This is a genomic window from Nocardia sp. NPDC023733 (genome assembly GCF_040639775.1).
GTDB lineage: Bacteria > Actinomycetota > Actinomycetes > Mycobacteriales > Mycobacteriaceae > Nocardia > Nocardia rosealba.
Map to the genome: position 1 here is coordinate 566,208 of NZ_JBFAAN010000001.1, position 22,037 is coordinate 588,244.

Consider the following 22,037-nt stretch of genomic DNA (forward strand, 5'->3'; position numbering starts at 1 on the left):
ACACAATGACCAGCGAGCCGACCGCCGACCGCGCCGAATCCGACACCGTGGCCACCGCCTCCGGCTCGCCCGGACGATGGGACGCGATCAAGGATCGCGGGCGCGCCTTCCGGGAAGGCATTGCCGCCCGCCCTATCCTGAACGCCGGCTACCGCGTCGCCGTCGGCGTGATCGGTGGGTTGGTGCTGATCGTCGGGATCATCACGATCCCGTACCCGGGACCCGGCTGGGCGCTCGTGTTCGCGGGCTTCGGCATCCTGGCCACCGAGTTCATGTGGGCGCACCACACCCTCACCTGGGTGCGTGGCAAGTACCGGATCGTCATGGACTGGTACACCTCACGCGGCTGGGTGATCAAGACACTGGGCGCGGTCGCTACCTTCGCCCTCGTCGTCGTGACGTTGTGGCTGCTCGGCACATATTCGATGGTCGGCGGGTGGATCGGAGTCGATTGGCCATGGTTGCGCAGTCCCCTGATGTCGTGAGCACGGCCCCCGGCCGCGCCCTCACCGATCCCGCCTGGCTATCGGCCAGGATCACCGAGATGAGCCGCTCGTGGGGCACCGAGACCCGGCGCGTCGGCGGCACCCTGTGGTGGTGCATGGTCGCCTCGGCCCTGGTCGAGCCCATCACCTCCGCCTACGCGAAGGGCTATCCCGCCCCGCTGGCCGCCCTCGACGAATTCGAGTGCGAGATCCGCCCGGACGGGGGAGTGGAGCGCGTGCGGTTCCGCGCCTTCGCACCCCTCACGTCGGGTGCCGCCCGCGAGGCTGTGCAACGGCCGTCCCCCGGCGACACCGTTGTCGGTGCCGCCTTGCGCGAGACGCTGGCAGTCGTGATCCCGCAGGTAGCGGCGGTTTCCGGGGCGGCGGTGCCCGCCCTGTGGGCGATCGTCACCGACGCCATCGGCAACCGGGCCCTCGACGCGGGCGCCCGGGCCGCGGGCGAACAGCTCGCCGCCGAGGTCGGTTCCCGGCTACCCGCCCCACGCTTCGTCAGCCTCGCCGACCGCACTTTCGTCAAGCGGATCTCGTGCTGCCTGGTCTACGAGGTCCCCACCTGCACGATGTGCACCAGTTGCCCCAAACGCCCACCCGCCGAGCGCACGGCCTTGCTGTCGCAAGCCTGATCCCCGGGATCCATCCCACCCCCAGTAGAGTTGGGCGCGGTGCGGGGATGGCCCGCACCGCTGTGGGGTCCGCCCCACAGAACGCGACGTCAAGGAGAGCATTCCCGTGACCACCTCTGCACCGATCAGCCCAGTCGCGCTCGTCACCGTGCCGGCCGGGACTACCGCGGGCGCGGCGGTGCGGGAAGCGGGTCTGCCGACCAAGGGCCCCGACACCGTTGTCGTCGTGCGCGACGCCGACGGCGCCCTCAAGGACCTGTCCTGGGTTCCCACCGAAGACGCCGAGGTCGAGCCCGTCGCCGCGAACACCGAGGACGGGCGCAGCGTGATCCGGCACTCGGCCGCGCACGTGCTCGCCCAGGCGGTGCAGCAGGAGTTCCCCGAGGCCAAGCTGGGCATCGGGCCGCCGATCAAGGACGGCTTCTACTACGACTTCCGCGTCGAGCGGCCGTTCACCCCCGAGGACCTGGCCAAGCTGGAATCCCGGATGAAGAAGATCATCAAAGGCGCGCAACGGTTTTCGCGCCGGGTGGTCGAGGTGGAGGACGCGCGCGTCGAGCTGGCCGGTGAGCCGTTCAAGCTCGAACTCATCAGCGACAAGTCCGGCATCGACGACCCCGAGATCATGGAGGTCGGCGGCAACGAGCTGACCATCTACGACAATCTCGACCCGCGCACCGGCGAGAAGCTGTGGGGTGACCTGTGCCGCGGCCCGCACATCCCCACCACCAAGTTCATCCCCGCCTTCAAGCTCACCCGCTCCTCGGCCGCGTACTGGCGTGGCGATCAGGACCGGGAAGACCTGCAGCGCATCTACGGCACCGCCTGGGAATCGACCGAGGCGATGGACGAGTACCTGCACCTGCTGGCCGAGGCCGAGCGCCGCGACCACCGCAAGCTGGGCCTCGAGCTCGACCTGTTCTCCTTCCCCGACGAGCTCGGCTCGGGCCTGCCGGTGTTCCACCCCAAGGGCGGCATCATCCGCAAGGAGATGGAGGAGTACTCGCGTCAGCGCCACATCGACGCGGGCTACGAGTTCGTCAACACCCCGCACATCACCAAGGGCGCGCTGTTCGAGACCTCCGGCCACCTGGACTGGTACCGCGACGGCATGTTCCCGGCCATGCACCTCGATGCCGAGCTCAACGACGACGGCACCGTGCGCAAGCCCGGCCAGGACTACTACGTCAAGCCGATGAACTGCCCGATGCACAACCTGATCTTCCGTGCGCGCGGCCGGTCCTACCGTGAGCTGCCGTTGCGGATGTTCGAGTTCGGGTCGGTGTACCGCTACGAGAAGTCGGGTGTGATCCACGGCCTGACCCGGGTGCGCGGCATGACCCAGGACGACGCCCACATCTACTGCACCAAAGAGCAGATGCACGGCGAACTCACCACCACCTTGAACTTCGTGCTGTCGCTGCTCAAGGACTACGGTCTCGACGACTTCTACCTGGAGCTGTCGACCAAGGACCCGAAGAAGTTCGTCGGCTCCGACGAGCTGTGGGAAGAGGCCACCGAAACCCTGTCGAAGGTGGCGTCGGCCTCGGGTCTCGAGCTGGTCCCCGATCCGGGCGGCGCCGCGTTCTACGGCCCGAAGATCTCGGTGCAGGCCAAGGACGCGCTGGGCCGTACCTGGCAGATGTCGACCATCCAGCTCGACTTCAACCTGCCCGAACGGTTCAACCTCGAATACACCGCCTCCGACGGCACCAAGCAGCGCCCGGTGATGATCCACCGTGCCCTCTTCGGTTCCATCGAGCGGTTCTTCGGTGTGCTCACCGAGCACTACGCCGGTGCGTTCCCCGCATGGCTGTCGCCCGTCCAGGTGGTCGGCATTCCGGTGGCAGAAAACTTTGTCCCGCACCTGGATTCGGTGATCGAGCAGCTGACCGACGCCGGTGTGCGCGCCCAGGTGGACCGCAGCGACGACCGCATGCAGAAGAAGATCTTCAACCAGACCGCGCAGAAGGTGCCCTTCATGCTGCTGGCCGGCGCCCGCGACGTGGAGTCCGGCGCCGTGAGCTTCCGGTTCCGCGACGGCACCCAGGTCAACGGCGTGCCCGTCGACGACGCGGTGGCCACCATCGTGGCCTGGGTCGGCAACCGGGAGAACGCCTCACCGACCGCGGAGGGCTTCGAGATCGTCAAGGCGAGCTCATGAGCGAACAGGCCGAGGCGTCGGCGGGCTCCATCGTCGACGCCGGGGCGGGCAGGCCCGACCGGTTGCAGCGGATCTGGACCCCCTACCGGATGTCCTACATCACCGGCGAGGTGAAGCCCAAGGACGCCACCGGTCACCCGTTCACCGACATCCCCAAGATGTCGGACGAGGACGGGCTCATCATCGCCCGCGGCGAGCAGGTGTACGCGGTACTCAACTTGTACCCGTACAACCCAGGGCACATGATGGTGGTGCCGTACCGCCGGGTAGCCGACCTGGAAGACCTCACCCCCGCCGAGAGCGCGGAACTGATGTCGTTCACCCAGCAGGCCATCCGCGTGATGAAGCGGGTCTCCCGGCCCGCCGGATTCAACGTGGGACTCAACCTGGGCGGAGTGGCCGGTGGTTCGCTCGCCGACCACCTGCACCAGCACATCGTTCCGCGCTGGGGTGGGGATGCGAACTTCATCACCGTGGTCGGCGGGGTGAAGGTGATGCCTCAGTTGTTGCGCGAAACGCGGCAATTGCTGGCGGAGGCGTGGGAGGAATAGGACACCGTGCTCAGCTTCTTCGGGCGGCAGACGTTTGCCAAAGCGACTGCGCCGCTGGGCAAAGCGCTCGTCAAGACCGGGCTCACCCCCGACACGATGACCCTCATCGGCACCGCCGCGACGATCGTCGCGGCGGTGACGCTGTTTCCCAGCGGTCACCTGTTCTGGGGAACGATGGTCATCTGGCTGTTCGTCATGTTCGACATGCTCGACGGTGCGATGGCGCGTGCCCGCGGTGGCGGCACGAAGTACGGCGCGGTCCTCGACGCCACCTGTGACCGGGTGGCCGACGGCGCGATCTTCGCCGGTCTTGCCTGGTGGGCGGTCTACCACGAGCACAGCAAGCAGCTGTTCGTCGCCACGCTGATCGTGCTGGTCACCTCGCAGGTGATCTCGTACGCCAAGGCGCGGGCCGAGGCCAGTGGGCTGTCGGCCGACGGCGGGATCATCGAACGGCCGGACCGGCTGGTGATCGTGCTCGTCGGTGCCGGGCTCACCGGAATCGGCGGGCACTGGGGCATCGGCTGGCTCACCTGGGCGGTGTACGTGGCCATGTGGGTGCTGGCGGTGCTCAGCACCGTCACCGTGTTCCAGCGGGTGCTCGCGGTGCGCAACTCGCCGGGCGCGCGCACGGTGATCCCGCCCGCGCCGCAACAACAGGCAGGGGAGACGGCGTCGTGACGATCAGCGAACGGCTCAGCGACTGGGGCTACGCGGCGGGGTGGCGGCTGGTCCGTTCGGCGCCGGAATCCTTGGTGCGCAAGGCTTTCGACTTCGGCGCCGACCGTGCGACCAAGGACGGCGGACCGCCGCAGCTGCGCCGCAACCTGGCCCGCGTGCTCGGCGTAGCACCGGCGGACGTTCCCGACGACCTGATGCGGGCGAGCATGCGTTCCTACGCCCGGTACTGGCGTGAGGCGTTCCGGCTGCCGAGCATGGACCACAGCACCATCGACTACTACGTCCACGGCCTGGAAAACGTCGACGCCGGCCTCGAAGCCGGGCGTGGCGTCATCTTCGTCCTGCCGCATTCCGGCAACTGGGACATGGCCGGGGTGTGGCTGGTCCAGCACTACGACACCTTCACCACCGTCGCCGAACGGCTGAAGCCCGAATCGCTGTTCGAACGGTTCGTGGCCTACCGCGAGAGCCTCGGCTTCGAGGTGTTCCCGCTCACCGGCGGTGAACAGCCACCGTTCGTGCCACTGACGGAACGGTTGCGGCAGAACCGGATCGTGTGCCTGATGGGCGAACGTGACCTCACCGGCCGCGGTGTGCCGGTGAACTTCTTCGGCGAACGCACCTGGATGCCCGCCGGTGCGGCCAAACTCGCCATCGAGACCGGCGCCGCGCTGATGCCGGTGCACGCCTGGTTCACCACCGAGGCCGACGGCACCGAAGGCTGGGGTCTGAAAGCCGGTGCGCCGCTGGACGTCTCGGGCGGAGTGGCCGCGACGACACAGCTGCTCGCCGACGAGTTCGCGGCGAACATCGCCCGGCACCCGGCCGACTGGCACATGCTGCAGCCCCTGTGGGAAGCAGACCTGTCGCCGGAACGACTGGCCAGGATCGCCGCGGCCAAGGCGGGTGACGTGCGGTGAAGATCGGCATGGTCTGCCCGTACTCCTTCGACGTGCCCGGCGGTGTGCAGGCGCACGTGGTGGAGTTGGCGCGGGTGTTCATCGAGCGTGGTCACCGGGTGAGCGTGCTCGCGCCCGCGTCCGACGACACGCCGTTGCCCGACTTCGTCGTCTCGGCCGGTCGCGCCGTCGCCATTCCGTACAACGGGTCGGTGGCGCGACTGTCGTTCGGGCCGATGGCCTACACGCGCATCCGCCGCTGGATCGACAGCAACGACTTCGACGTGCTGCACATCCACGAACCCAACGCGCCGAGTCTGTCGATGCTCGCGCTCAAGATCGCCGAAGGCCCCATCGTGGCGACCTTCCACACCTCGACTACGAAGTCGTTGGTGCTCAGCACTTTTCAGGGCGTGCTGCGCCCGTACCACGAGAAGATCAGCGGGCGGATCGCCGTGTCGGAGCTGGCCAGGCGCTGGCAGGTGGAGGCGCTCGGGTCGGATGCGGTGGAGATCCCCAACGGGGTCGATGTGTCGGCGTTCGCGCGCGGTCCGCTGCTCGACGGCTACCCGCGCGCCGGCAAGACGGTGCTGTTCCTCGGCCGCTACGACGAGCCGCGTAAGGGCATGGACGTGCTGCTCGCCGCCCTGCCCGCGCTCGTCGAACGTCATCCCGACGTGGAGATCCTGATCGTCGGGCGCGGTGACGAGGACAGGCTGCGCCGCGAGGCGGGCCCCCACGCCGGGCACCTGCGCTTCCTCGGTCAGGTCTCCGACGCCGAGAAGGCCGCCGCGCTGCGCAGCGCCGATGTGTACGTGGCGCCGAACCTGGGTGGGGAGAGCTTCGGCATCATCCTCATCGAGGCCATGGCGGCGGGCACGCCGGTCGTGGCCAGCGAACTCGACGCCTTCCGCCGCGTACTGCGCGACGGCAGCGCCGGTCTGCTCACCCCCGTGGGCGACGCGGAAGCGCTGGCCGAGGCCATCGACACGCTGCTCACCGACGACGACACCCGCGACCGGTTGGTGCGCACCGCCACCCAGGTGGTCGCCGCCTACGACTGGCCGGTGGTCGCCGAACAGATCCTGCGCGTGTACGAGACGGTCACCGTCGGTGACAACGGGGTGCGGGCCGCCGGATGATCACCTTCTCCGCGACCGCGATTCTCGTTCTCGGCCTGGTCGCCCTGTTCGTGCTCGCGCTCGGTGTGTGGGCGGCGTCCACCGCCAACCGGCTCGACCGGCTGCACGTGCGCTCGGACCGGTCCTGGCAGGCCCTCGACGCGGCACTGGCCCGGCGCGCGGTGGTCGCGCGCGCGGTCGCCATGGCCATCGCGGGCCCGGCGAGCACCGATCCGCTGCGGTCCGAGCGGGCCGGACAACTCGCCGCCCTGGCCGACTGGGCCGAACGCGCCGATCGAGGTGATCGCGAGACCATCGAGAACCAGCTCTCGGCCGCGCTGTCGACGATCGACATCGGTCAGCTGCGACCCCAGCTCGTCGCCGAACTGGCCGACGCCGAGGCCAGGGTGCTCATCGCGCGCCGATTCCACAACGACGCCGTGCGCGACACCCTCGCCCTGCGCACCCGCCGGCCGGTGCGCTGGCTGCACCTGGGCGGTACCGCGCCACTGCCGACCTATTTCGAGATCACCGAACGCGCGACACCGGCCGCGTCCACCGGGCTCGAGGTACACACCACACGCACCTCGGCGCGCGTGGTGCTGCTCGACGAACAGGACCGAGTGCTGCTGCTGCGCGGACACGACCCGATGGTTCCCGAGGTGGCGTTCTGGTTCACCGTCGGCGGCGGCGTGGAACCGGGCGAGAGCCTGCGCGAAACGGCGGTGCGCGAGGTGTACGAGGAGACCGGGCAGCGGATCGACCCGGCCGCGTTGCGTGGTCCGCTGTGGCGGCGGGTCGCGGTGTTCCCGTTCAACGGTGAACTCATCCGCTCCGAAGAACTGTTCTTCGTCCTGCGTGCCCCCAATTTCGCGTGGCGGCCCGCCGACCTCACCGCGCTGGAACGGCGGACCATCACCGACCACCGGTGGTGCACGCCCGCCGACATCCGTGCCCTCGACGCCACCGGCGAGGCGGTGTACCCGTATCACCTCGACGAGTTGCTCGCCGAGGCGATCGGCGCCGTCGGCGACGACACCGAACCGGTGGTCCGGTCCATTCGCTGAGCCCGGCCGTGTGTGTCGCCTCACGCCGCGCGGTCCGCAGCCGGTCCAGATGCGGTGGTCGACGGTATCGTCCCAGGTCGCGACCAGTCCAGTGGGCTCCGACTGGCTATGAACCCTGATTCGGCGGCCACCTAGAATCGCAGGAGACCACACAGTCTGCCCGTTAGGTGCACATGACCCAGGAGAATGCCGTGACTACGCCCGAGACCACATCAACCGTCGGCACCGCCCGCGTGAAGCGCGGCATGGCCGAGATGCTCAAGGGCGGTGTGATCATGGACGTGGTCACCCCGGAGCAGGCCAAGATCGCCGAGGACGCAGGCGCCGTCGCGGTCATGGCGCTCGAGCGGGTGCCCGCCGACATCCGTGCCCAGGGTGGCGTGTCCCGGATGAGCGACCCGGACATGATCGACGGCATCATCTCCGCGGTCTCCATCCCCGTGATGGCCAAGGCTCGCATCGGCCACTTCGTCGAGGCGCAGATCCTGCAGAGCCTCGGCGTGGACTACATCGACGAGTCCGAGGTCCTCACCCCCGCCGACTACGCCAACCACATCGACAAGTGGAACTTCACCGTCCCCTTCGTCTGTGGCGCCACCAACCTCGGTGAGGCCCTGCGCCGTATCACCGAGGGCGCGGCCATGATCCGTTCCAAGGGCGAAGCGGGCACCGGTGACGTCTCCAACGCCACCACCCACATGCGCACAATCCGCGCTGAAATCCGCCGCCTGACCTCCCTGTCCGAGGACGAGCTCTTCGTCGCCGCCAAGGAGCTGCAGGCCCCCTACGAGCTGGTCCGCGAGGTCGCCCAGACCGGCAAGCTCCCGGTCGTCATGTTCACCGCCGGCGGCATCGCCACCCCCGCCGACGCCGCCATGATGATGCAGCTCGGCGCCGAAGGCGTCTTCGTCGGCTCCGGCATCTTCAAGTCCGGCAACCCCGAACAGCGCGCCGCCGCCATCGTCAAGGCCACCACCTTCTACGACGACCCCGACGTCCTGGCCAAGGTCTCCCGCGGCCTGGGCGAAGCCATGGTCGGCATCAACGTCGAAGAAATCCCCCAGCCCCACCGCCTCGCCGAGCGCGGCTGGTAATCCCTTCGGCACTTGCAGATCGCCACGGCGGGCGTCGCATCACGCGACGCCCGCCGTTCTGTATTCGAGCATCCAGGACCGCGCAGACGCGGGCTGAGCGCCCGAAGTCGCCGACTGGAATGACAGTTAGGATCGACGTGGGTCGGGTGTAAAAGATTCTGGCTCTGATGAACTCGGTCGGGAGGGGACCTTCGTGAGTCTGAAGGCCGGCAAGTCGCTGTTGCTGATCACCGATACGCTGCTGCTGCTCTACTGGGTTGCCGTCGCTGTGGAGGCGATCCCCGAGGAGTCGGCATTCCGCGACTACTCCGAGCCGATGATGCAGGCCTGGAACTGGTCCTTCCTCCCGCTCGACCTCGCCGCCGTGCTGTTCGGATTCGCGGGGGTCTATCTGATGCGGGTCGGCCATCGCCACGGCACGCTGGTGCTCACGATCGGGCTCACGCTCACGTTCTGCGCCGGCTTCATGGCGCTCTCGTTCTGGGCGTTCTACGGAGATTTCAACCCGGGGTGGTGGATTTCCAACGCTGTGTTGATGGTGGTGCCCGTGATCGTTTTCGTGGCGCTCGTCCTGGATCGCCCCACTGGTGAGGTAACGGGCGCCTGACCCCGCTGCCCCTGAGACCTTGCCGAATGGGCGTACCGTACAGTCGGTCTGTGACCGTGCTCGACTTCTTCTTGCTGGTCGTCGCGGGATTCTTCACCGGGTTGATCGGGTTCGTCACCGGGATGGCGTCGATCGTTTCCTATCCGGCGCTGTTGGCGGTCGGGTTGCCGCCCGTGTCGGCGAATGTGACCAATACCGTGGCGATGGTGGCGGTGGGTGTGGGGGCCACGGCGAATTCGGGGCGGGAGCTCACCGGGCGGGGGCGGACCCTGGTGTGGTGGGCGGGGTTGTCGGCGCTGGGTGGGTTGCTCGGTGCGCTGGCGTTGCTGGTGGCGCCGGAGGGCACCTTCGAGGTGGTGGTGCCGTTCCTGGTCGCGGCGGCGTCGATCGCGCTGCTGGTGCAGCCGGTGGTCCGCAAGCATGTGGGGGAGCTGGGCGCGCCGTGGATCGTGCCGCTGGGGATCCTGTTGATCTCGGTGTACGGCGGGTACTTCGGGGCAGGCGCGGGCGTGATCTATCTGTCGATGATGCTGCTGTGCACCTCCGAATCCGTGTGGAGCGCATCGGTTCTCAAGAGCTTCCTGCTCGGCATCGCGAATCTGGTCGCGGCTCTCGGTTTCGCGATGTTCGGGCCGGTGCACTGGTTCGCGGCGCTCGGGCTGGCGATGGGGGCGCTCGTCGGTGGGTGGTGCGGTCCGCCGGTGGTGAAGGTGATCCCGCCGAACCTGCTGCGGGTGACCGTCGGCGTGCTCGGCCTCGGGCTCGCGGTGTACCTGGCGCGCTGATCCGGCCCCGGGCCTCTCCGGACTCCGTAGCCTGAGAACGGTGCACCACTCCGATGTCGAAATCGCGATCCGCGCAACAGAACTCGCGTCACAGGTGATCCGGTCGTCGTTCCACGCACCCGTCACCCGCTACGCCAAAGAGGGCGACGACTTCGCCACCCAGACAGACCTGGCCGCCGAACGCGCGATCCTCGAGGCCCTCACCGCGGCTCGTCCGCACGACCGGTTCGTCGCCGAGGAGTCCGGCACGACGGGATCGCCGGGCAGCGACCGCACCTGGTTCGTCGACCCGCTCTGCGGCACAAGGAACTTCGCGGTCGGCACACAGCTCGTCGCGGTGAATGTCGCTTTGCGTATCGGTGACACTGTCCGCGCCGCGGCCGTCGGCGCCCCGTTCACCGGCGAGGTGTTCTGGAGCGCGGGCGCGAACGCGTACCGCCGCCACGACGGCTCCGACACCGTCCTGCGCCCCGACGCGGGCAGCCGCCTGATCGACATCGACCTCGACAACCCGCTGCCCTGGTCCAGACCCACCCGGCTGCTCGACAGCGTCGCCGCCGACTTCCACCCGCGTGTGCTGTCCACCTCGCTCGCCCTGGTCTGGGTCGCTGCGGGCAGACGCGCCGCCTATGTCACCGGCGGCGACCTTCGCGACAACGTCCACTTCACCAGTGCGGTGGAAATCTGCCGCGCGGCGGGCTGCGTCGTCACCGGAATCGCAGGTCAACCACTACATTCCGCGCCCCACGGACTCATCGCCGCCGCCGATGCCGACACCCACGCCCGCCTCGTCGGCGCGATGCTCGCCCTGCGCTGAAAGGGGCCTTCACAGGCGTGGTACCGGCACGTCTCAGACTTTCCTCAAAAACGCTGGGTAGCGTCCTGGCCGAGGCACCGTGGCCTGCGTCGTGTGGCGCCGGTACCGTGCCGTTGGCGCCCACAGGGCGAAAACTGTTGACCCGACGCAAAGGACGAGTGGATGAAGCTTCGTAGGACCGGACGTGTGGCGATCGCAGGCCTGGCCGTGGTCGCCGCATTGGGAATGAGTGCGTGCAGTGACGACAAGGGCGACAAGCCCGCCGCCAAGTCCACGACCAGTGCTCCGGCCACGACCACGGCCGCTGCCGCGGACCTGCCCCCCGTGCCGACGGTGGAGGAGCTCAACGCCCAGCTCAACACGGCGCTGGACCCCTCGGTGCCCAACGAGCAGAAGCTGGACTTCGTGCAGGGCGGCGAGGCCGATCCCGAGCTGCCGAACCGCCTGGCCGTCGCCGCGCGCGACGCCGGTGCCCAGGTGCAGGTCACCGAGGTGACGTCGTTCGGTGACAGTGTGAACGCCAAGGCGAACTTCACCGTCAACGGCCAGACCAATGTGGTCGACGTGCCGTTCGTCGCCGAGGACGGCAAGTGGAAGGTCCAGAAGTCGTGGGCCTGCACCATGCTCACCAACCTTGGCCAGCAGTCGGTCGCCTGCGCCTGATAGCGCCACGTGAAGCCCCGGTCGCGTTGCGGCCGGGGCTTTCGCCTGTTTTCAGCCGGTGCGCAGGGCTGCGCGGTCCGGATGATCCCAGCGCACCGTCCAGGTAGCGGTCTCGGGATGTTCGGCGTCGTGGTCGCGTAGCGCGGGCAGGGTCCACTTGTGCTCGGGTGGGGTGCGGCGCAGTGCCGCCTGCTCGCTGAGCTCGAGCCGTACGGACAGGTCGACGTCGAGTCCGCGGCCGAGCAGCATCGGCCCGGCCACGAACAGCACGAGATCGGCCGGAGCCGTCCGGATACCCGCTCGCGCCGACCGGTCGCCTGCCTCGTCCCAGAGCGCGGGCAGCCAGCGACCTACGGTCCGCAGCGGAACCAGAATCTCCCGGCGTATCGCGTCGTAGTCGAACCATGCTGTGCGATAGGACCATTCGTCGGTTCGGCCGTACTCCATGCGCAGCGATGCGGGCCGGACGAAGGCGTGCAGTGACACCACCTCGGCCGACCGGCCCTGCCCGGCCAGCGTGTCGGCGACCAACTGGGCGAAGGCGACCGGTTCGGCGGCATCGGCGGCGTCGACTGCAACCACCCGGCGACCGGGCAGCTCGGATACCCGCTCGGCGACCAGGCGGGCCAGGGTGGTGGGGGAGACGGGGGTGAACGACGGCACCACCCCATTTCAGCAAATTCCCGCCTCGCGCCGCCGAGCCGGACAAACCGCGCGGTCCGCCTAGCGATAATCTCGTCCGCATGGCGACAATCGAAGAGGCGCTCGAGGTCGAGCGGCTGGAACGCGACATCTTCCGTGGGGCGGCCACGGAATCCCAGCTGACGCGAACCTTCGGCGGTCAGGTCGCGGGCCGGGCGCTGGTCTCGGCGGTGCGCACCGTCGATCCCGCCTACCAGGTGCATTCGCTGCACGGCTACTTCCTTCGCCCGGGCAACCCGGAAGCACCCACCGTCTACCAGGTGGAACGCATCCGCGACGGGCGTTCGTTCTGCACCCGCCGGGTCACCGGTGTGCAGGACGGCGAGGCGATCTTCACCATGGCCGCCTCCTTCCACCGCGGCGACGTCGGTCCGGAGCACCAGGACGTGATGCCGGTGGTCGAGGGCCCCGAGAACCTCCCCGACGCCAAGACCACGCTGAGCCCGGAACGGTTGTGGGCCATGCGCGAATGGGAGCACTGGGACATCCGCACCGTCCCTCAGGACCAGGTCGCCCGCCGCGAAGGCACCGTCTCCCCGCAGCAGGTGTGGTTCCGCTACCGCGACGCGCTGCCCGACGACCCGCTGTTCCACGTGTGCACCCTCGCCTACATGAGCGATATGACGCTGCTCGGTTCGTCGAAGGTGACCCACCCCGGTGAACCGACCCAGGACGCCTCGCTCGATCACGCGATGTGGTTCCTACGCCCCTTCCGCGCCGACGAATGGCTGCTCTACGACCAGTCCTCGCCGTCGGCGGGCTTCGGCCGCGCCCTCACCGGTGGCCGGATCTGGGATCGCGAGGGCAATCTCGTCGCCGCCGTGGTGCAGGAAGGCCTCATCCGCACGCCGCGTGAGGCGTGAGCGCGCCCACACCGGCCGGGCTCGTAAGCTCAGCGGCTGTGAACGCAACATCCACGCCGACGATCGGTGTCCTCGCGCTCCAGGGTGACGTGCGCGAACACGTGGCCGCGCTGCGCCACTGCGGCGCCGCACCGGTGCTGGTGCGCCGCGAGGCCGAGCTGGCCGCCGTCGACGGGCTGGTGCTGCCCGGCGGCGAGTCGACCGCCATCTCCAAGCTGCTGCAGGCCTTCGACCTGCTCGAACCATTGCGCGCGCGGCTGCGCGACGGCCTGCCCGCGTTCGGGTCGTGCGCGGGCATGATCCTGCTCGCCTCCGAGGTGCTCGACACCCGGCCCGACGCCCAGCACCTGTCCGGCATCGATATGACGGTGCGCCGCAACGCTTTCGGCCGCCAGGTCGACTCGTTCGAGACCGACCTCGACTTCAGCGGCCTCGACACGCCCGTGCGCGCGGTGTTCATCCGCGCGCCGTGGGTGGAGCGGGTCGGTGACGGCGTCGAGGTGCTGGCGCGGGTGCCGCACGGCCCGGCGCAGGGCCGGATCGTGGCCGCCAGGCAGGGCAATGTCGTGGCGACCTCGTTCCATCCCGAGGTCACGGGTGATCTTCGGGTGCACGAGCTGTTCGTCGACCTCGTGCGTAAGGCGGGGTGAACCTCCGCGTCCACCGGCGTGGCGGGCACGAGTAGGCTGGTTCGAGCTTGTCCGCCCGGGCAGACGCGCAACCGACCTGAAGGAAGTAGGGCATGAGCGGCCACTCCAAATGGGCCACCACCAAGCACAAGAAGGCGGGAATCGACGCCAAGCGCGGCAAACTCTTCGCCAAGCTGATCAAGAACATCGAGGTGGCGGCTCGCACGGGTGGCAGTGACCCGGCGGGCAACCCGACGCTGTACGACGCCATCCAGAAGGCCAAGAAGTCGTCGGTCCCCAACGACAACATCGAGCGCGCCCGCAAGCGTGGCGGCGGCGAGGAAGCCGGCGGCGCCGACTGGCAGACCATCATGTACGAGGGCTACGGGCCCAACGGTGTCGCCGTGCTGATCGAGTGCCTCACCGACAACCGCAACCGCGCCGCCGGTGAGGTGCGCGTCGCGATGACCCGCAACGGCGGCAACATGGCCGACCCGGGTTCGGTGTCCTACCTGTTCGCCCGCAAGGGTGTGGTGACCCTCGAGAAGAACGGCCTCACCGAGGACGACGTCCTCGACGCAGTCCTCGATGCCGGCGCCGAAGAGGTCAACGACCACGGTGAGGCCTTCGAGATCATCAGCGAGCCTGGCGATCTGATCGCTGTGCGAACGGCGCTGCAGGACAAGGGCATCGACTACGACTCGGCCGAGTCCGGTTTCCAGGCTTCGGTGTCGGTGGCGGTCGACGCCGAGGGTGCCCGCAAGGTGCTCAAGCTGATCGACGCCCTCGAAGACAGCGACGACGTGCAGAACGTGTACACCAACGTCGACATCTCCGACGAGGTCGCCGCCGAGCTCGACGACGAATAGATCTTCCCCCCACGTACCGCCCCGCCCGTGAATTCGGCTGGGGCGGTTCGTGTTTCTACTCCCGGTAGTGGTCGGCCAGCGCCGGGTAGTAGTCGGCGAAGTCGGGTCGTTCGGTGTTGGTACAGGCGGCGACGAACATGTCCGCGTAGTACTCCCAGCCCGGGCCGATCTGCGAGGTCTCGGCCAGCTGGTACTCGGAGGTGAGGTGGTGGACCAGGCGCACCTGGGTGGCGGTGCCGGTGTCGAGCAGGGTCACCTCCATGCGCCACAGCCCGATCTGATCGGCCGAGGACACGGCCAGACGCACTGGCGGGGTGCAGTCGTCGATGCGCATCTCGGTCCAGGGCTGCCCGTCCTCGAACCGCAATTGCACCTGGATCATGTTCCCGGCGCCGGGTTCCCCCTCCCAGGTGCCGTACCAGCCCGCGGTCAGGTCGGGATCGGTCAACCGTCCCCACACCTGCTCGATCGGTAAGGCCAGTGACCGGGTGATCACCAGGTCGCGCCCGTCTTCGGTCGGTACGATCTCGCCGGTCGGCATCGGCATGACGCGGTTCTCCCTCGCTCGAACGCCTCGGACAACAGGTCGACCTCGACGGTACGCCGCCCCCGATGAGGTAGCGGGGATATTCGCGTGACCAGCACAATGTCGGTATGACCCGGATCGAGGCGGTACGCGGAGACATCACCGAACAGCACGTGGACGCGGTCGTGAACGCCGCGAACTCCTCGCTGCTCGGCGGTGGCGGAGTCGACGGCGCGATCCACCGCAAAGGTGGGCCAGAGATACTGTCGGCGTGCCGCGATCTGCGTGCCTCCCGATACGGCAAGGGCCTGCCGACCGGGCAGGCGGTCGCCACGACAGCAGGACGGCTACCCGCCCGCTGGGTGATCCACACCGTCGGCCCGGTCTGGTCGGCGACCGAGGACCGCTCGACCCTGCTGGCCGCCTGCTACCGCGAATCCCTGCGGGTAGCAGACGAATTGGGCGCTCGCACGGTCGCTTTCCCGGCGATCTCCACCGGCATCTACGGCTGGCCGATGGACGACGGCGCCCGCATTGCCGTGGAAACAGTGCGCGCCACCGATACGGCGGTCGAGGAGGTGCGTTTCGTGCTGTTCGACGACCGCGCCCTCGCCGCGTTCACGGCCGCGCTGTCGACGAGCTGAGCGTGTGCCTCGGCCGAGCATGGTGGGCTGTTGTCGATGGCTTCCGTGGGTACAGCCGGGCTGCATCCGCGCCTGTCTGTGAAAGCTGCTGTGCCGTAGTCGGACTGGTGGCTACTGCGTGACTCGACGTGATTCGAGGCCGTCGAGGGTCAGGTCGACTGACGACCGGAACGTGTCGGACCCGGCTGCCACACTGGCGCGCATGACGGAAAATGCTCTGCCGTTTCGGGTGCGGATCCCGGTGCGAGTGTCCGATCTCGATCTGCAACAACACGTGACGGGTGCGGCCTATCAGCAGTTCGCCGACCATGCGCGGTTCGCGTGCGTAGGTGCGGCCGGTGTGTCGGTTGCCGACATGCTGGCCGACGGCATCGGGCCGGTGAATCTCGAACTCACCGTGCGTTACCTGCGCGAGCTGCGCGCCGGCGACACCGTCGAGGTCGACTGCCGCTGGGAGTGGGGGACCGGCAAGACCTATCGGGTCGAACACGAACTGCGCCGCGACGACGGCGAACTCGCCGCCACCGTGTCGTACCTGAGCGGCATGCTCGACCTGACCGAGCGCAAACTCCTGCACGAACCGAGGCGCATCTGGGCCGAACGGGCGAGCGAGCCCGCATTACTCGGCCTGCCCTGAGCGCGGCGACCGGCTCGTGTCGCTGGTCGGGCAGTGTGCCGCAATGCTTTAGACTTTCGAACAACTGTTCGTGTCTTCGAAGGGGCTGCCGGTGCGGGTGATGGGCGTCGATCCCGGGCTCACCCGGTGCGGGCTCAGCATGGTGGACAGCGGCCCCGGCCGTAAGGTCGTCGCCCTCGACGTGGGCGTGGTGCGGACACCGCCGGACGCCGAGCTGGCCCTGCGGTTGATGGCGGTGGCCGACGCTGCCGAGGAGTGGATGGACACCCATCGCCCCGAGGCGGTGGCGATCGAGCGGGTGTTCGCCCAGCACAATGTGCGCACCGCCATGGGAACCGCGCAGGCCGGTGGGGTGATCGCGCTGGCGGCGGCGCGGCGGGGTATCCGGGTGGCGTTCCATACCCCCAGCGAAGTGAAAGCCGCTGTCACGGGCAATGGTTCGGCCGACAAGGCGCAGGTCACCGCCATGGTGACCAGAATCCTCGGCCTGCAGGTCGCACCGAAACCGGCCGATGCCGCCGATGCGCTCGCCCTGGCGATCTGTCATTGTTGGCGGGCGCCGCTGCTCGACCGGATGGCGGCCGCACAGGCGAAGGCCGACGAGGTGCGTCGCCGCTACGAACAACGGCTCGCCGAACAACGGAAGGTGGTACGCGGGTGATCGCGTCGGTACGCGGTGAGGTCCTCGAGATCGCGCTCGACCATGTGGTGATCGAAGCCGCGGGCGTCGGCTACCGCCTCAACGTCACCCCGGCCACCCTGGCAGGGCTCACCCGCGGCGAGGAAGCCCGCCTCTTCACGGCGATGATCGTGCGCGAGGACTCGATGACCCTGTTCGGGTTCGCCGACACCGAAGCCCGCGACCTGTTCGGCCTCCTGCAAACGGTCTCCGGCGTCGGCCCTCGCCTCGCCATGGCGGTCCTGGCCGTCCTCGAACCCGAAGCGCTGCGAAAAGCGCTGGCGGAGAGCAACGTCGCCGCCCTCACCCGGGTGCCCGGCATCGGCAAACGCGGCGCCGAACGCATGGTCGTCGAACTGCGCGACAAGGTGAACCTGGTGCCCGTCCCGGCCGGACCGCCCGGCGCCGAAACCCCGGTCACCCCGGTACGCGAGCAGGTCGTCGAAGCGCTCATCGGCCTCGGTTTCCCGGCCAAGCAGGCCGAACAGGCCGTCGACACCGTCCTGGCTGACCAGCCCGCCGCCACCACCTCCCTGGCCCTGCGCGCCGCCCTCGGTCTGCTCGGCAAGAACAGGTAACCCATGGACGACGAGTTCGACACCGACGAATCCGCCCTCGCCGCCCGGTACCTCAGCACCGACGGCGACACCGAGACCGGCCTGCGCCCCACCTCGCTCGACGACTTCATCGGCCAGCCACGCGTGCGCGAACAGCTCGCCCTCGTCCTGCGCGGCGCCCGGCAACGCGGCGCCACCCCCGACCACGTCCTGCTGTCCGGCCCGCCCGGGCTCGGCAAGACCAGCATGGCGATGATCATCGCCGGCGAGCTCGGCACCGCCCTGCGCATCACCTCCGGGCCCGCCCTGGAACGCGCGGGCGACCTGGCCGCCATGCTGTCGAACCTGGTCGAAGGCGACGTGCTGTTCATCGACGAGATCCACCGCATGGCGCGGCCCGCCGAGGAAATGCTGTACCTGGCGATGGAGGACTTCCGGGTCGACGTGGTGGTCGGCAAAGGCCCCGGCGCCACCTCCATCCCACTCGACATCGCCCCGTTCACCCTGGTCGGGGCCACCACGCGTTCGGGCGCGCTCACCGGCCCGCTACGTGACCGGTTCGGCTTCACCGGCCACATGGACTTCTACGACCCCGACGAACTGCTGCAGATCCTGCTGCGCTCGGCCCGCATCCTCGGCGTCCACATCGAACACGACGCCGCCGCCGAGGTCGCCGGTCGCTCCCGAGGCACGCCGCGCATCGCCAACCGGCTGCTGCGCCGGGTACGCGACTTCGCCGAGGTCCGCGCCGACGGCCTCATCACCCGCGAGATCGCCCAGTCCGCGCTCGAGGTCTACGACGTCGACGTCCTCGGCCTCGACCGGCTCGACCGGGCCGTGCTCGGTGCGCTGGTGCGCGGTTTCGGTGGGGGACCGGTGGGGGTGTCGACGCTGGCGGTCGCCGTCGGTGAAGAAGCCGCGACGGTGGAAGAGGTGTGCGAACCGTTCCTGGTGCGCGCCGGACTCGTCGCCCGCACCCCGCGCGGACGGGTCGCGACCGCCGCCGCCTGGGAGCATCTGGGCCTGGTGCCACCACCGGATCTGGTCTTCGGCGCCATCGAAGTGCGTGGGCGCGAACCACAACCGAGCCTCGACCTGTTCGACCGGTAGCGGCGCCTACCGGACGGGCGCGTCGCCGATACGTCGTCTAATGTCGGCTGGGTGGCAGTCCATGCGGTGGTCCAACGCGTCCCCGAACCGTTACGCTCCCTGTTGCTCCAGCACCGGGAGCTGCTGAAGTTCGCCATGGTCGGCGCCGTCACCTGGTTCATCGACACCGGCGTGGTGTACGCGGTGAAACTCACCGTGCTCGGCGAGAAGCCGCTCACCGCGCGTCTGCTCGGCGCGTTGATCGCGACCATCGCCTCCTACATCCTCAACCGCGAATGGTCCTTCCGCACCCGTGGTGGCAGGCAGCGCAGCCACGAGGCGGCCCTGTTCTTCACGGTCAGCGCCCTGGGCATCGTGGTCACCATGATCCCGCAGGCGCTGTCGCTCTACGTGCTGAACCTGCGTGTGCCGCACGTGGACCCGATGGTGCAGATGGTCGCGAACTTCATCTCCGGCCAGATCCTCGGCGTGCTGCTGGCCATGGCGTTCCGCTTCTGGGCGTTCCGCCGCTACGTCTTCCCGGACGATCTCCGCGAAGCGGAACTGCACAGCATCCAGGGTTAATGTGACCGTTCGAGGTTTTCCAGGGCGGCGATGACCAGGTCGACGAAGGCGTCGACCTCTTCGCGGGAGTAACCACGCGTGCCGAGACGGCTGTCGGTGAAGCGGACACCGCGCACGTCGGCGGCGGTGAGGCTGCCCGGGCCGTTGTGGGCCAGGGTGGCCGCGACCAGGTCGAGGAAGGCGTCGACCTCCTCCTCGTGGTAGCCGCGGCGCCCGACCGCCGACTGGCTGAACCGCATGCGGTGCACATCGTCGGGCGTGAGCATCGCGGCGGGATCCTCGCCGGGGCGGGGCGCCGGGACCGGGGAACCGCCCTTCTGGCGATGTTCCAGCTCGGTACGGACCCGGTCGAGGAAATCGTCGACCTGATCGGCCTGATAGCCGCGGCCACCGAAACGGGGCGCGCCGAAATGGACATGGCGGACGTCGTCGGCGGTGAGACCACCGTGTCCGTGCAGGGTCGCCGACACCTTCTCCAGGAAAGCGTCGACCTCGTCGGCGTGGTAGCCACGATGGCCGAGGGTGGGCATGGCGAAGTGGGTGCGGCTCACATCGTCGGGCGTCACAGCGGTCATTGTGTCAGGATTGCCCTTCTATCCCAGAGGTTTTCGACGGCAGCGCATCGCGACTGTACACCGGCGAAGCGGCCGGTCGCGGGGGACAGAATTATGTGTCATGCTGTAACACATACATCGGTGTGTGGAGGTTCGACGTGGCGCCTCAGCGGGATGCGGTCATCATCGGAGCGGGTTTCGGCGGCATGGGTGCCGCCATCGAACTCGACCGGCTCGGGCTGCGCGATTTCGTCGTTCTGGAACGCGAGGACGACCTCGGCGGTACCTGGCATGTGAACCGGTATCCGGGCCTCGCGGTGGACATCGCCTCGGTGACCTACTCCTATTCGTTCGAACCCAATCCGTACTGGAGCAGGTTGTTCGCGCCCGGCGCCGAGCTGAAGAAGTATGCCGAGCACGTCGCCGACAAATACGGGTTGCGTGGGCGGATGCGGTTCGGCACCGAGGTGGAAAGCGCCCGCTGGGACGACGAGAACGAACAATGGGTGGTGAGCATCGCGGGCGGCGAGCCCCTCACCGCGCGGTACCTGATCACCGCCACCGGCTTCCTTTCCCAGCCCTACACACCACCGTTCCCCGGCATCGAGTCATTCGCGGGCAAGATCATCCACTCCACCGACTGGGACGACGGCTACGATCTCACCGACCGCCGCGCCGCCGTGATCGGCACCGGTGCCACGGCGGTGCAGCTGGTCCCCGAGCTGGCCGCGCAGGTGGCGTCACTGACGGTCTTCCAGCGCACCCCCATCTGGGTGGTTCCCAAGATCGACGGGCCGATTCCCGCCGTGGTCCAGCGTGCGTTCGCGGCGGTCCCGCTCACCCAGAAGGCGGCGCGGCTGGCCAACACCGCCCTGCTCGAGGCGATCATGCTGGTCGGGGTGCTGCACTACAAGCAGGCCAAACCGCTCAACACCGCCGCCGCCCTGCTGGCCAAGGCGCACCTGTTCGCCCAGGTACGCGACGCGGACACCCGGGCCAAACTCACCCCGCACTACGACTTCGGCTGCAAACGGCCGACCTTCTCCAATGCCTACTTCGCGACCTTCAACCAGCCGCACGTGCGCCTGGAAACCGAGTCGATCGACCATGTCGAACCCGACGGCATCGTCACCGCCGACGGCCACAAGACGACCATCGACACCCTCGTCCTCGCGACCGGGTTCAACCTGTGGGACGCGAACTTCCCTGCCGTCGAGGTGATCGGTCGCGAGGGACGCAACCTCGGAAAGTTCTGGCGCGACAATCGCTTTCAGGCCTACGAGGGCATCACGGTGCCGAAGTTCCCGAACTTCCTTTCACTGAACAGCCCCTATTCCTACAGCGGGCTGTCGTACTTCACCACCATCGAGACCCAGATGAAGCACATGGGCAGGCTGTTCACCGAGTTGTTCCGGCGCGGGGAACACACCTTCGAGGTCACCGAGGAGGCCAACGCCCGCTTCCTCGACCGGGTGACCGCCGACCTCGATTCGTCGGTGTTCTACGGCGGCGACTGCTCCGGTGCGCGCAGTTACTACTTCAACCAGCACGGTGAGGCCGCGCTGCTGCGCCCCACCAGCACGCTGTCGGCGCACCGCGAGGCGGTCGGTTTCCCGCTCGACGACTACACCTACGGCCGCGGTGCGTGACCGGGGTTTCGCCGCGCGCGGCGGTGTCCGGTGTGTCGGCGCGGCGGGGAACTGGCAGACTGTCAGGCGTACCTGCACCGTCCACCACTGACTAGGGACTGACTTCGACGATGGACTTCCTGTTTCCGCTGCTGATCCTGGCCCTGCTCGTGCCGATGTTCTTCGGTATCCGCAAACAGAAGCGGGAGGCCGAGAAGGTCGCGAGCATGCAGGAGAGCCTGAAGGTCGGTGACCAGGTGGTCACCACGTCGGGCCTGTACGGCACCGTCGTCGATATCGACGATTCGACCGTCGACCTGGAGATCGCCGAGGACGTCGTCACCACCTGGCTGCGTCAGGCCATCCGTGAGGTGCGCATCGAGGAGCCGGTGGCCGCCGAGGCCGCCGACGCGACCGACGCCCCCGTCGAAGAGGCCGTCGATCAGACCGAGACCCGGCTGACCAAGGACTCCTGAGCAGTTCCCTTCCCCCGCCGG

General features: G+C 68.5%; 27 protein-coding genes. 24 read left to right on the forward strand and 3 right to left on the reverse strand.

The window, feature by feature from the left end; genetic code table 11:
• Positions 1-5: 5 nt before the first annotated feature.
• The 13 genes from AB0F86_RS02550 (at position 6) to AB0F86_RS02610 (ending at position 11,578) form a co-directional block, all read left to right on the forward strand.
• Positions 6-485, forward strand: a complete 480-nt coding sequence (locus tag AB0F86_RS02550; RefSeq protein WP_084456439.1) for a TIGR02611 family protein — start codon at positions 6-8, stop codon at positions 483-485.
• Positions 482-1,129 carry a (2Fe-2S)-binding protein gene (locus AB0F86_RS02555; RefSeq protein ID WP_356984095.1) on the forward strand — a complete coding sequence of 216 codons (648 nt, stop codon included), beginning with the start codon at positions 482-484 and terminating at the stop codon, positions 1,127-1,129. The genes AB0F86_RS02550 and AB0F86_RS02555 overlap by 4 nt, the downstream gene beginning before the upstream one ends.
• A 106-nt stretch (positions 1,130-1,235) precedes the next feature.
• Positions 1,236-3,293 (forward strand): threonine--tRNA ligase, encoded by a 2,058-nt coding sequence (gene thrS, locus AB0F86_RS02560; RefSeq protein ID WP_356984097.1) that lies wholly within the window; start codon positions 1,236-1,238, stop codon positions 3,291-3,293.
• A complete protein-coding gene (locus AB0F86_RS02565; protein ID WP_225280563.1) occupies positions 3,290-3,844 on the forward strand; it encodes an HIT domain-containing protein in 555 nt (184 codons plus the stop codon). Before thrS ends, AB0F86_RS02565 begins: the two co-directional genes overlap by 4 nt.
• A 6-nt stretch (positions 3,845-3,850) precedes the next feature.
• The gene (pgsA, locus tag AB0F86_RS02570) at positions 3,851-4,525 is read left to right on the forward strand and encodes a phosphatidylinositol phosphate synthase (protein ID WP_067636187.1); all 675 of its coding nucleotides are present in this window, start codon (positions 3,851-3,853) and stop codon (positions 4,523-4,525) included.
• Positions 4,522-5,445 (forward strand): phosphatidylinositol mannoside acyltransferase, encoded by a 924-nt coding sequence (locus AB0F86_RS02575; RefSeq protein ID WP_356984100.1) that lies wholly within the window; start codon positions 4,522-4,524, stop codon positions 5,443-5,445. The genes pgsA and AB0F86_RS02575 overlap by 4 nt, the downstream gene beginning before the upstream one ends.
• Positions 5,442-6,566, forward strand: coding sequence for a glycosyltransferase family 4 protein (locus AB0F86_RS02580; protein ID WP_225280565.1), 1,125 nt, complete (start codon positions 5,442-5,444; stop codon positions 6,564-6,566). Before AB0F86_RS02575 ends, AB0F86_RS02580 begins: the two co-directional genes overlap by 4 nt.
• Positions 6,566-7,612 (forward strand): NUDIX domain-containing protein, encoded by a 1,047-nt coding sequence (locus tag AB0F86_RS02585; RefSeq protein WP_356984396.1) that lies wholly within the window; start codon positions 6,566-6,568, stop codon positions 7,610-7,612. The genes AB0F86_RS02580 and AB0F86_RS02585 overlap by 1 nt, the downstream gene beginning before the upstream one ends.
• Before the next feature lie 173 nt (positions 7,613-7,785).
• Complete coding sequence (pdxS, locus tag AB0F86_RS02590; RefSeq protein WP_174550208.1) at positions 7,786-8,706, forward strand: pyridoxal 5'-phosphate synthase lyase subunit PdxS; 921 nt, start codon at positions 7,786-7,788, stop codon at positions 8,704-8,706.
• Positions 8,707-8,899: 193 nt separating this feature from the next.
• The gene (locus AB0F86_RS02595) at positions 8,900-9,313 is read left to right on the forward strand and encodes a DUF5360 family protein (RefSeq protein ID WP_356984102.1); all 414 of its coding nucleotides are present in this window, start codon (positions 8,900-8,902) and stop codon (positions 9,311-9,313) included.
• A 50-nt stretch (positions 9,314-9,363) separates the two neighbouring features.
• Positions 9,364-10,098: a sulfite exporter TauE/SafE family protein gene (locus AB0F86_RS02600; protein ID WP_225280568.1), complete on the forward strand. Its 735-nt coding sequence runs from the start codon at positions 9,364-9,366 to the stop codon at positions 10,096-10,098.
• Between the two features lie 40 nt (positions 10,099-10,138).
• The gene (locus tag AB0F86_RS02605) at positions 10,139-10,915 is read left to right on the forward strand and encodes an inositol monophosphatase family protein (RefSeq protein ID WP_356984104.1); all 777 of its coding nucleotides are present in this window, start codon (positions 10,139-10,141) and stop codon (positions 10,913-10,915) included.
• A 162-nt stretch (positions 10,916-11,077) separates the two neighbouring features.
• A complete protein-coding gene (locus AB0F86_RS02610; RefSeq protein ID WP_067636177.1) occupies positions 11,078-11,578 on the forward strand; it encodes a hypothetical protein in 501 nt (166 codons plus the stop codon).
• A 51-nt stretch (positions 11,579-11,629) separates the two neighbouring features.
• Here AB0F86_RS02610 and AB0F86_RS02615 read toward each other — a convergent pair whose 3' ends face one another.
• Entirely contained in the window at positions 11,630-12,241 is a 612-nt protein-coding gene (locus tag AB0F86_RS02615; RefSeq protein ID WP_356984106.1) for a hypothetical protein, read from the reverse strand.
• Positions 12,242-12,321: 80 nt separating this feature from the next.
• On the opposite strand from AB0F86_RS02615, the gene AB0F86_RS02620 reads away from it, so the two are divergent.
• The 3 genes from AB0F86_RS02620 (at position 12,322) to AB0F86_RS02630 (ending at position 14,641) form a co-directional block, all read left to right on the forward strand.
• Complete coding sequence (locus tag AB0F86_RS02620) at positions 12,322-13,143, forward strand: acyl-CoA thioesterase II (protein WP_356984107.1); 822 nt, start codon at positions 12,322-12,324, stop codon at positions 13,141-13,143.
• Between the two features lie 38 nt (positions 13,144-13,181).
• Positions 13,182-13,793 (forward strand): pyridoxal 5'-phosphate synthase glutaminase subunit PdxT, encoded by a 612-nt coding sequence (gene pdxT / locus AB0F86_RS02625; protein ID WP_356984109.1) that lies wholly within the window; start codon positions 13,182-13,184, stop codon positions 13,791-13,793.
• Positions 13,794-13,885: 92 nt separating this feature from the next.
• Positions 13,886-14,641: a YebC/PmpR family DNA-binding transcriptional regulator gene (locus AB0F86_RS02630; protein WP_356984110.1), complete on the forward strand. Its 756-nt coding sequence runs from the start codon at positions 13,886-13,888 to the stop codon at positions 14,639-14,641.
• Positions 14,642-14,696: 55 nt separating this feature from the next.
• Here the strand turns inward: AB0F86_RS02630 and AB0F86_RS02635 are convergent, their stop codons facing one another.
• Positions 14,697-15,188, reverse strand: coding sequence for an SRPBCC domain-containing protein (locus AB0F86_RS02635; RefSeq protein WP_225280574.1), 492 nt, complete (start codon positions 15,186-15,188; stop codon positions 14,697-14,699).
• Positions 15,189-15,295: 107 nt separating this feature from the next.
• Here AB0F86_RS02635 and AB0F86_RS02640 point away from each other — a divergent pair, with 107 nt between their 5' ends.
• From AB0F86_RS02640 to AB0F86_RS02665, 6 genes are all read left to right on the forward strand, one after another.
• Complete coding sequence (locus tag AB0F86_RS02640) at positions 15,296-15,811, forward strand: O-acetyl-ADP-ribose deacetylase (protein WP_356984111.1); 516 nt, start codon at positions 15,296-15,298, stop codon at positions 15,809-15,811.
• 202 nt (positions 15,812-16,013) lie between these two features.
• On the forward strand, positions 16,014-16,448 hold the full coding sequence (locus AB0F86_RS02645; RefSeq protein ID WP_225280576.1) for an acyl-CoA thioesterase: 435 nt from the start codon (positions 16,014-16,016) through the stop codon (positions 16,446-16,448).
• 91 nt (positions 16,449-16,539) lie between these two features.
• Positions 16,540-17,109, forward strand: a complete 570-nt coding sequence (ruvC, locus tag AB0F86_RS02650) for a crossover junction endodeoxyribonuclease RuvC (RefSeq protein WP_356984398.1) — start codon at positions 16,540-16,542, stop codon at positions 17,107-17,109.
• A complete protein-coding gene (gene ruvA, locus AB0F86_RS02655) occupies positions 17,106-17,705 on the forward strand; it encodes a Holliday junction branch migration protein RuvA (RefSeq protein ID WP_356984113.1) in 600 nt (199 codons plus the stop codon). Before ruvC ends, ruvA begins: the two co-directional genes overlap by 4 nt.
• A 3-nt stretch (positions 17,706-17,708) precedes the next feature.
• Positions 17,709-18,794, forward strand: a complete 1,086-nt coding sequence (ruvB, locus tag AB0F86_RS02660; protein WP_225280578.1) for a Holliday junction branch migration DNA helicase RuvB — start codon at positions 17,709-17,711, stop codon at positions 18,792-18,794.
• Between the two features lie 51 nt (positions 18,795-18,845).
• The gene (locus AB0F86_RS02665) at positions 18,846-19,358 is read left to right on the forward strand and encodes a GtrA family protein (protein WP_356984115.1); all 513 of its coding nucleotides are present in this window, start codon (positions 18,846-18,848) and stop codon (positions 19,356-19,358) included.
• On the opposite strand, the gene AB0F86_RS02670 is transcribed toward AB0F86_RS02665, so the two are convergent.
• On the reverse strand, positions 19,355-19,933 hold the full coding sequence (locus tag AB0F86_RS02670; protein WP_356984116.1) for a DivIVA domain-containing protein: 579 nt from the start codon (positions 19,931-19,933) through the stop codon (positions 19,355-19,357). The genes AB0F86_RS02665 and AB0F86_RS02670 overlap by 4 nt on opposite strands.
• A 137-nt stretch (positions 19,934-20,070) precedes the next feature.
• On the opposite strand from AB0F86_RS02670, the gene AB0F86_RS02675 reads away from it, so the two are divergent.
• Positions 20,071-21,561, forward strand: a complete 1,491-nt coding sequence (locus tag AB0F86_RS02675; protein ID WP_225280579.1) for an NAD(P)/FAD-dependent oxidoreductase — start codon at positions 20,071-20,073, stop codon at positions 21,559-21,561.
• Between the two features lie 110 nt (positions 21,562-21,671).
• Positions 21,672-22,016 carry a preprotein translocase subunit YajC gene (yajC, locus tag AB0F86_RS02680; RefSeq protein WP_225280580.1) on the forward strand — a complete coding sequence of 115 codons (345 nt, stop codon included), beginning with the start codon at positions 21,672-21,674 and terminating at the stop codon, positions 22,014-22,016.
• Positions 22,017-22,037: the final 21 nt, after the last annotated feature.

What these genes read in the sequence shown, in the direction of transcription:
- pdxS (WP_174550208.1), top strand. Translation starts at nt 7,786, where the DNA reads ATGACCCAGGAGAATGCCGTGACTACGCCCGAGACCACATCAACCGTC.
- yajC (WP_225280580.1), top strand. Translation starts at nt 21,672, where the DNA reads ATGGACTTCCTGTTTCCGCTGCTGATCCTGGCCCTGCTCGTGCCGATG.
- AB0F86_RS02670 (WP_356984116.1), bottom strand. Translation starts at nt 19,933, where the DNA reads ATGACCGCTGTGACGCCCGACGATGTGAGCCGCACCCACTTCGCCATG.
- AB0F86_RS02645 (WP_225280576.1), top strand. Translation starts at nt 16,014, where the DNA reads ATGACGGAAAATGCTCTGCCGTTTCGGGTGCGGATCCCGGTGCGAGTG.
- AB0F86_RS02550 (WP_084456439.1), top strand. Translation starts at nt 6, where the DNA reads ATGACCAGCGAGCCGACCGCCGACCGCGCCGAATCCGACACCGTGGCC.
- ruvB (WP_225280578.1), top strand. Translation starts at nt 17,709, where the DNA reads ATGGACGACGAGTTCGACACCGACGAATCCGCCCTCGCCGCCCGGTAC.
- AB0F86_RS02610 (WP_067636177.1), top strand. Translation starts at nt 11,078, where the DNA reads ATGAAGCTTCGTAGGACCGGACGTGTGGCGATCGCAGGCCTGGCCGTG.
- AB0F86_RS02640 (WP_356984111.1), top strand. Translation starts at nt 15,296, where the DNA reads ATGACCCGGATCGAGGCGGTACGCGGAGACATCACCGAACAGCACGTG.
- AB0F86_RS02620 (WP_356984107.1), top strand. Translation starts at nt 12,322, where the DNA reads ATGGCGACAATCGAAGAGGCGCTCGAGGTCGAGCGGCTGGAACGCGAC.
- AB0F86_RS02630 (WP_356984110.1), top strand. Translation starts at nt 13,886, where the DNA reads ATGAGCGGCCACTCCAAATGGGCCACCACCAAGCACAAGAAGGCGGGA.
- AB0F86_RS02635 (WP_225280574.1), bottom strand. Translation starts at nt 15,188, where the DNA reads ATGCCGATGCCGACCGGCGAGATCGTACCGACCGAAGACGGGCGCGAC.
- AB0F86_RS02565 (WP_225280563.1), top strand. Translation starts at nt 3,290, where the DNA reads ATGAGCGAACAGGCCGAGGCGTCGGCGGGCTCCATCGTCGACGCCGGG.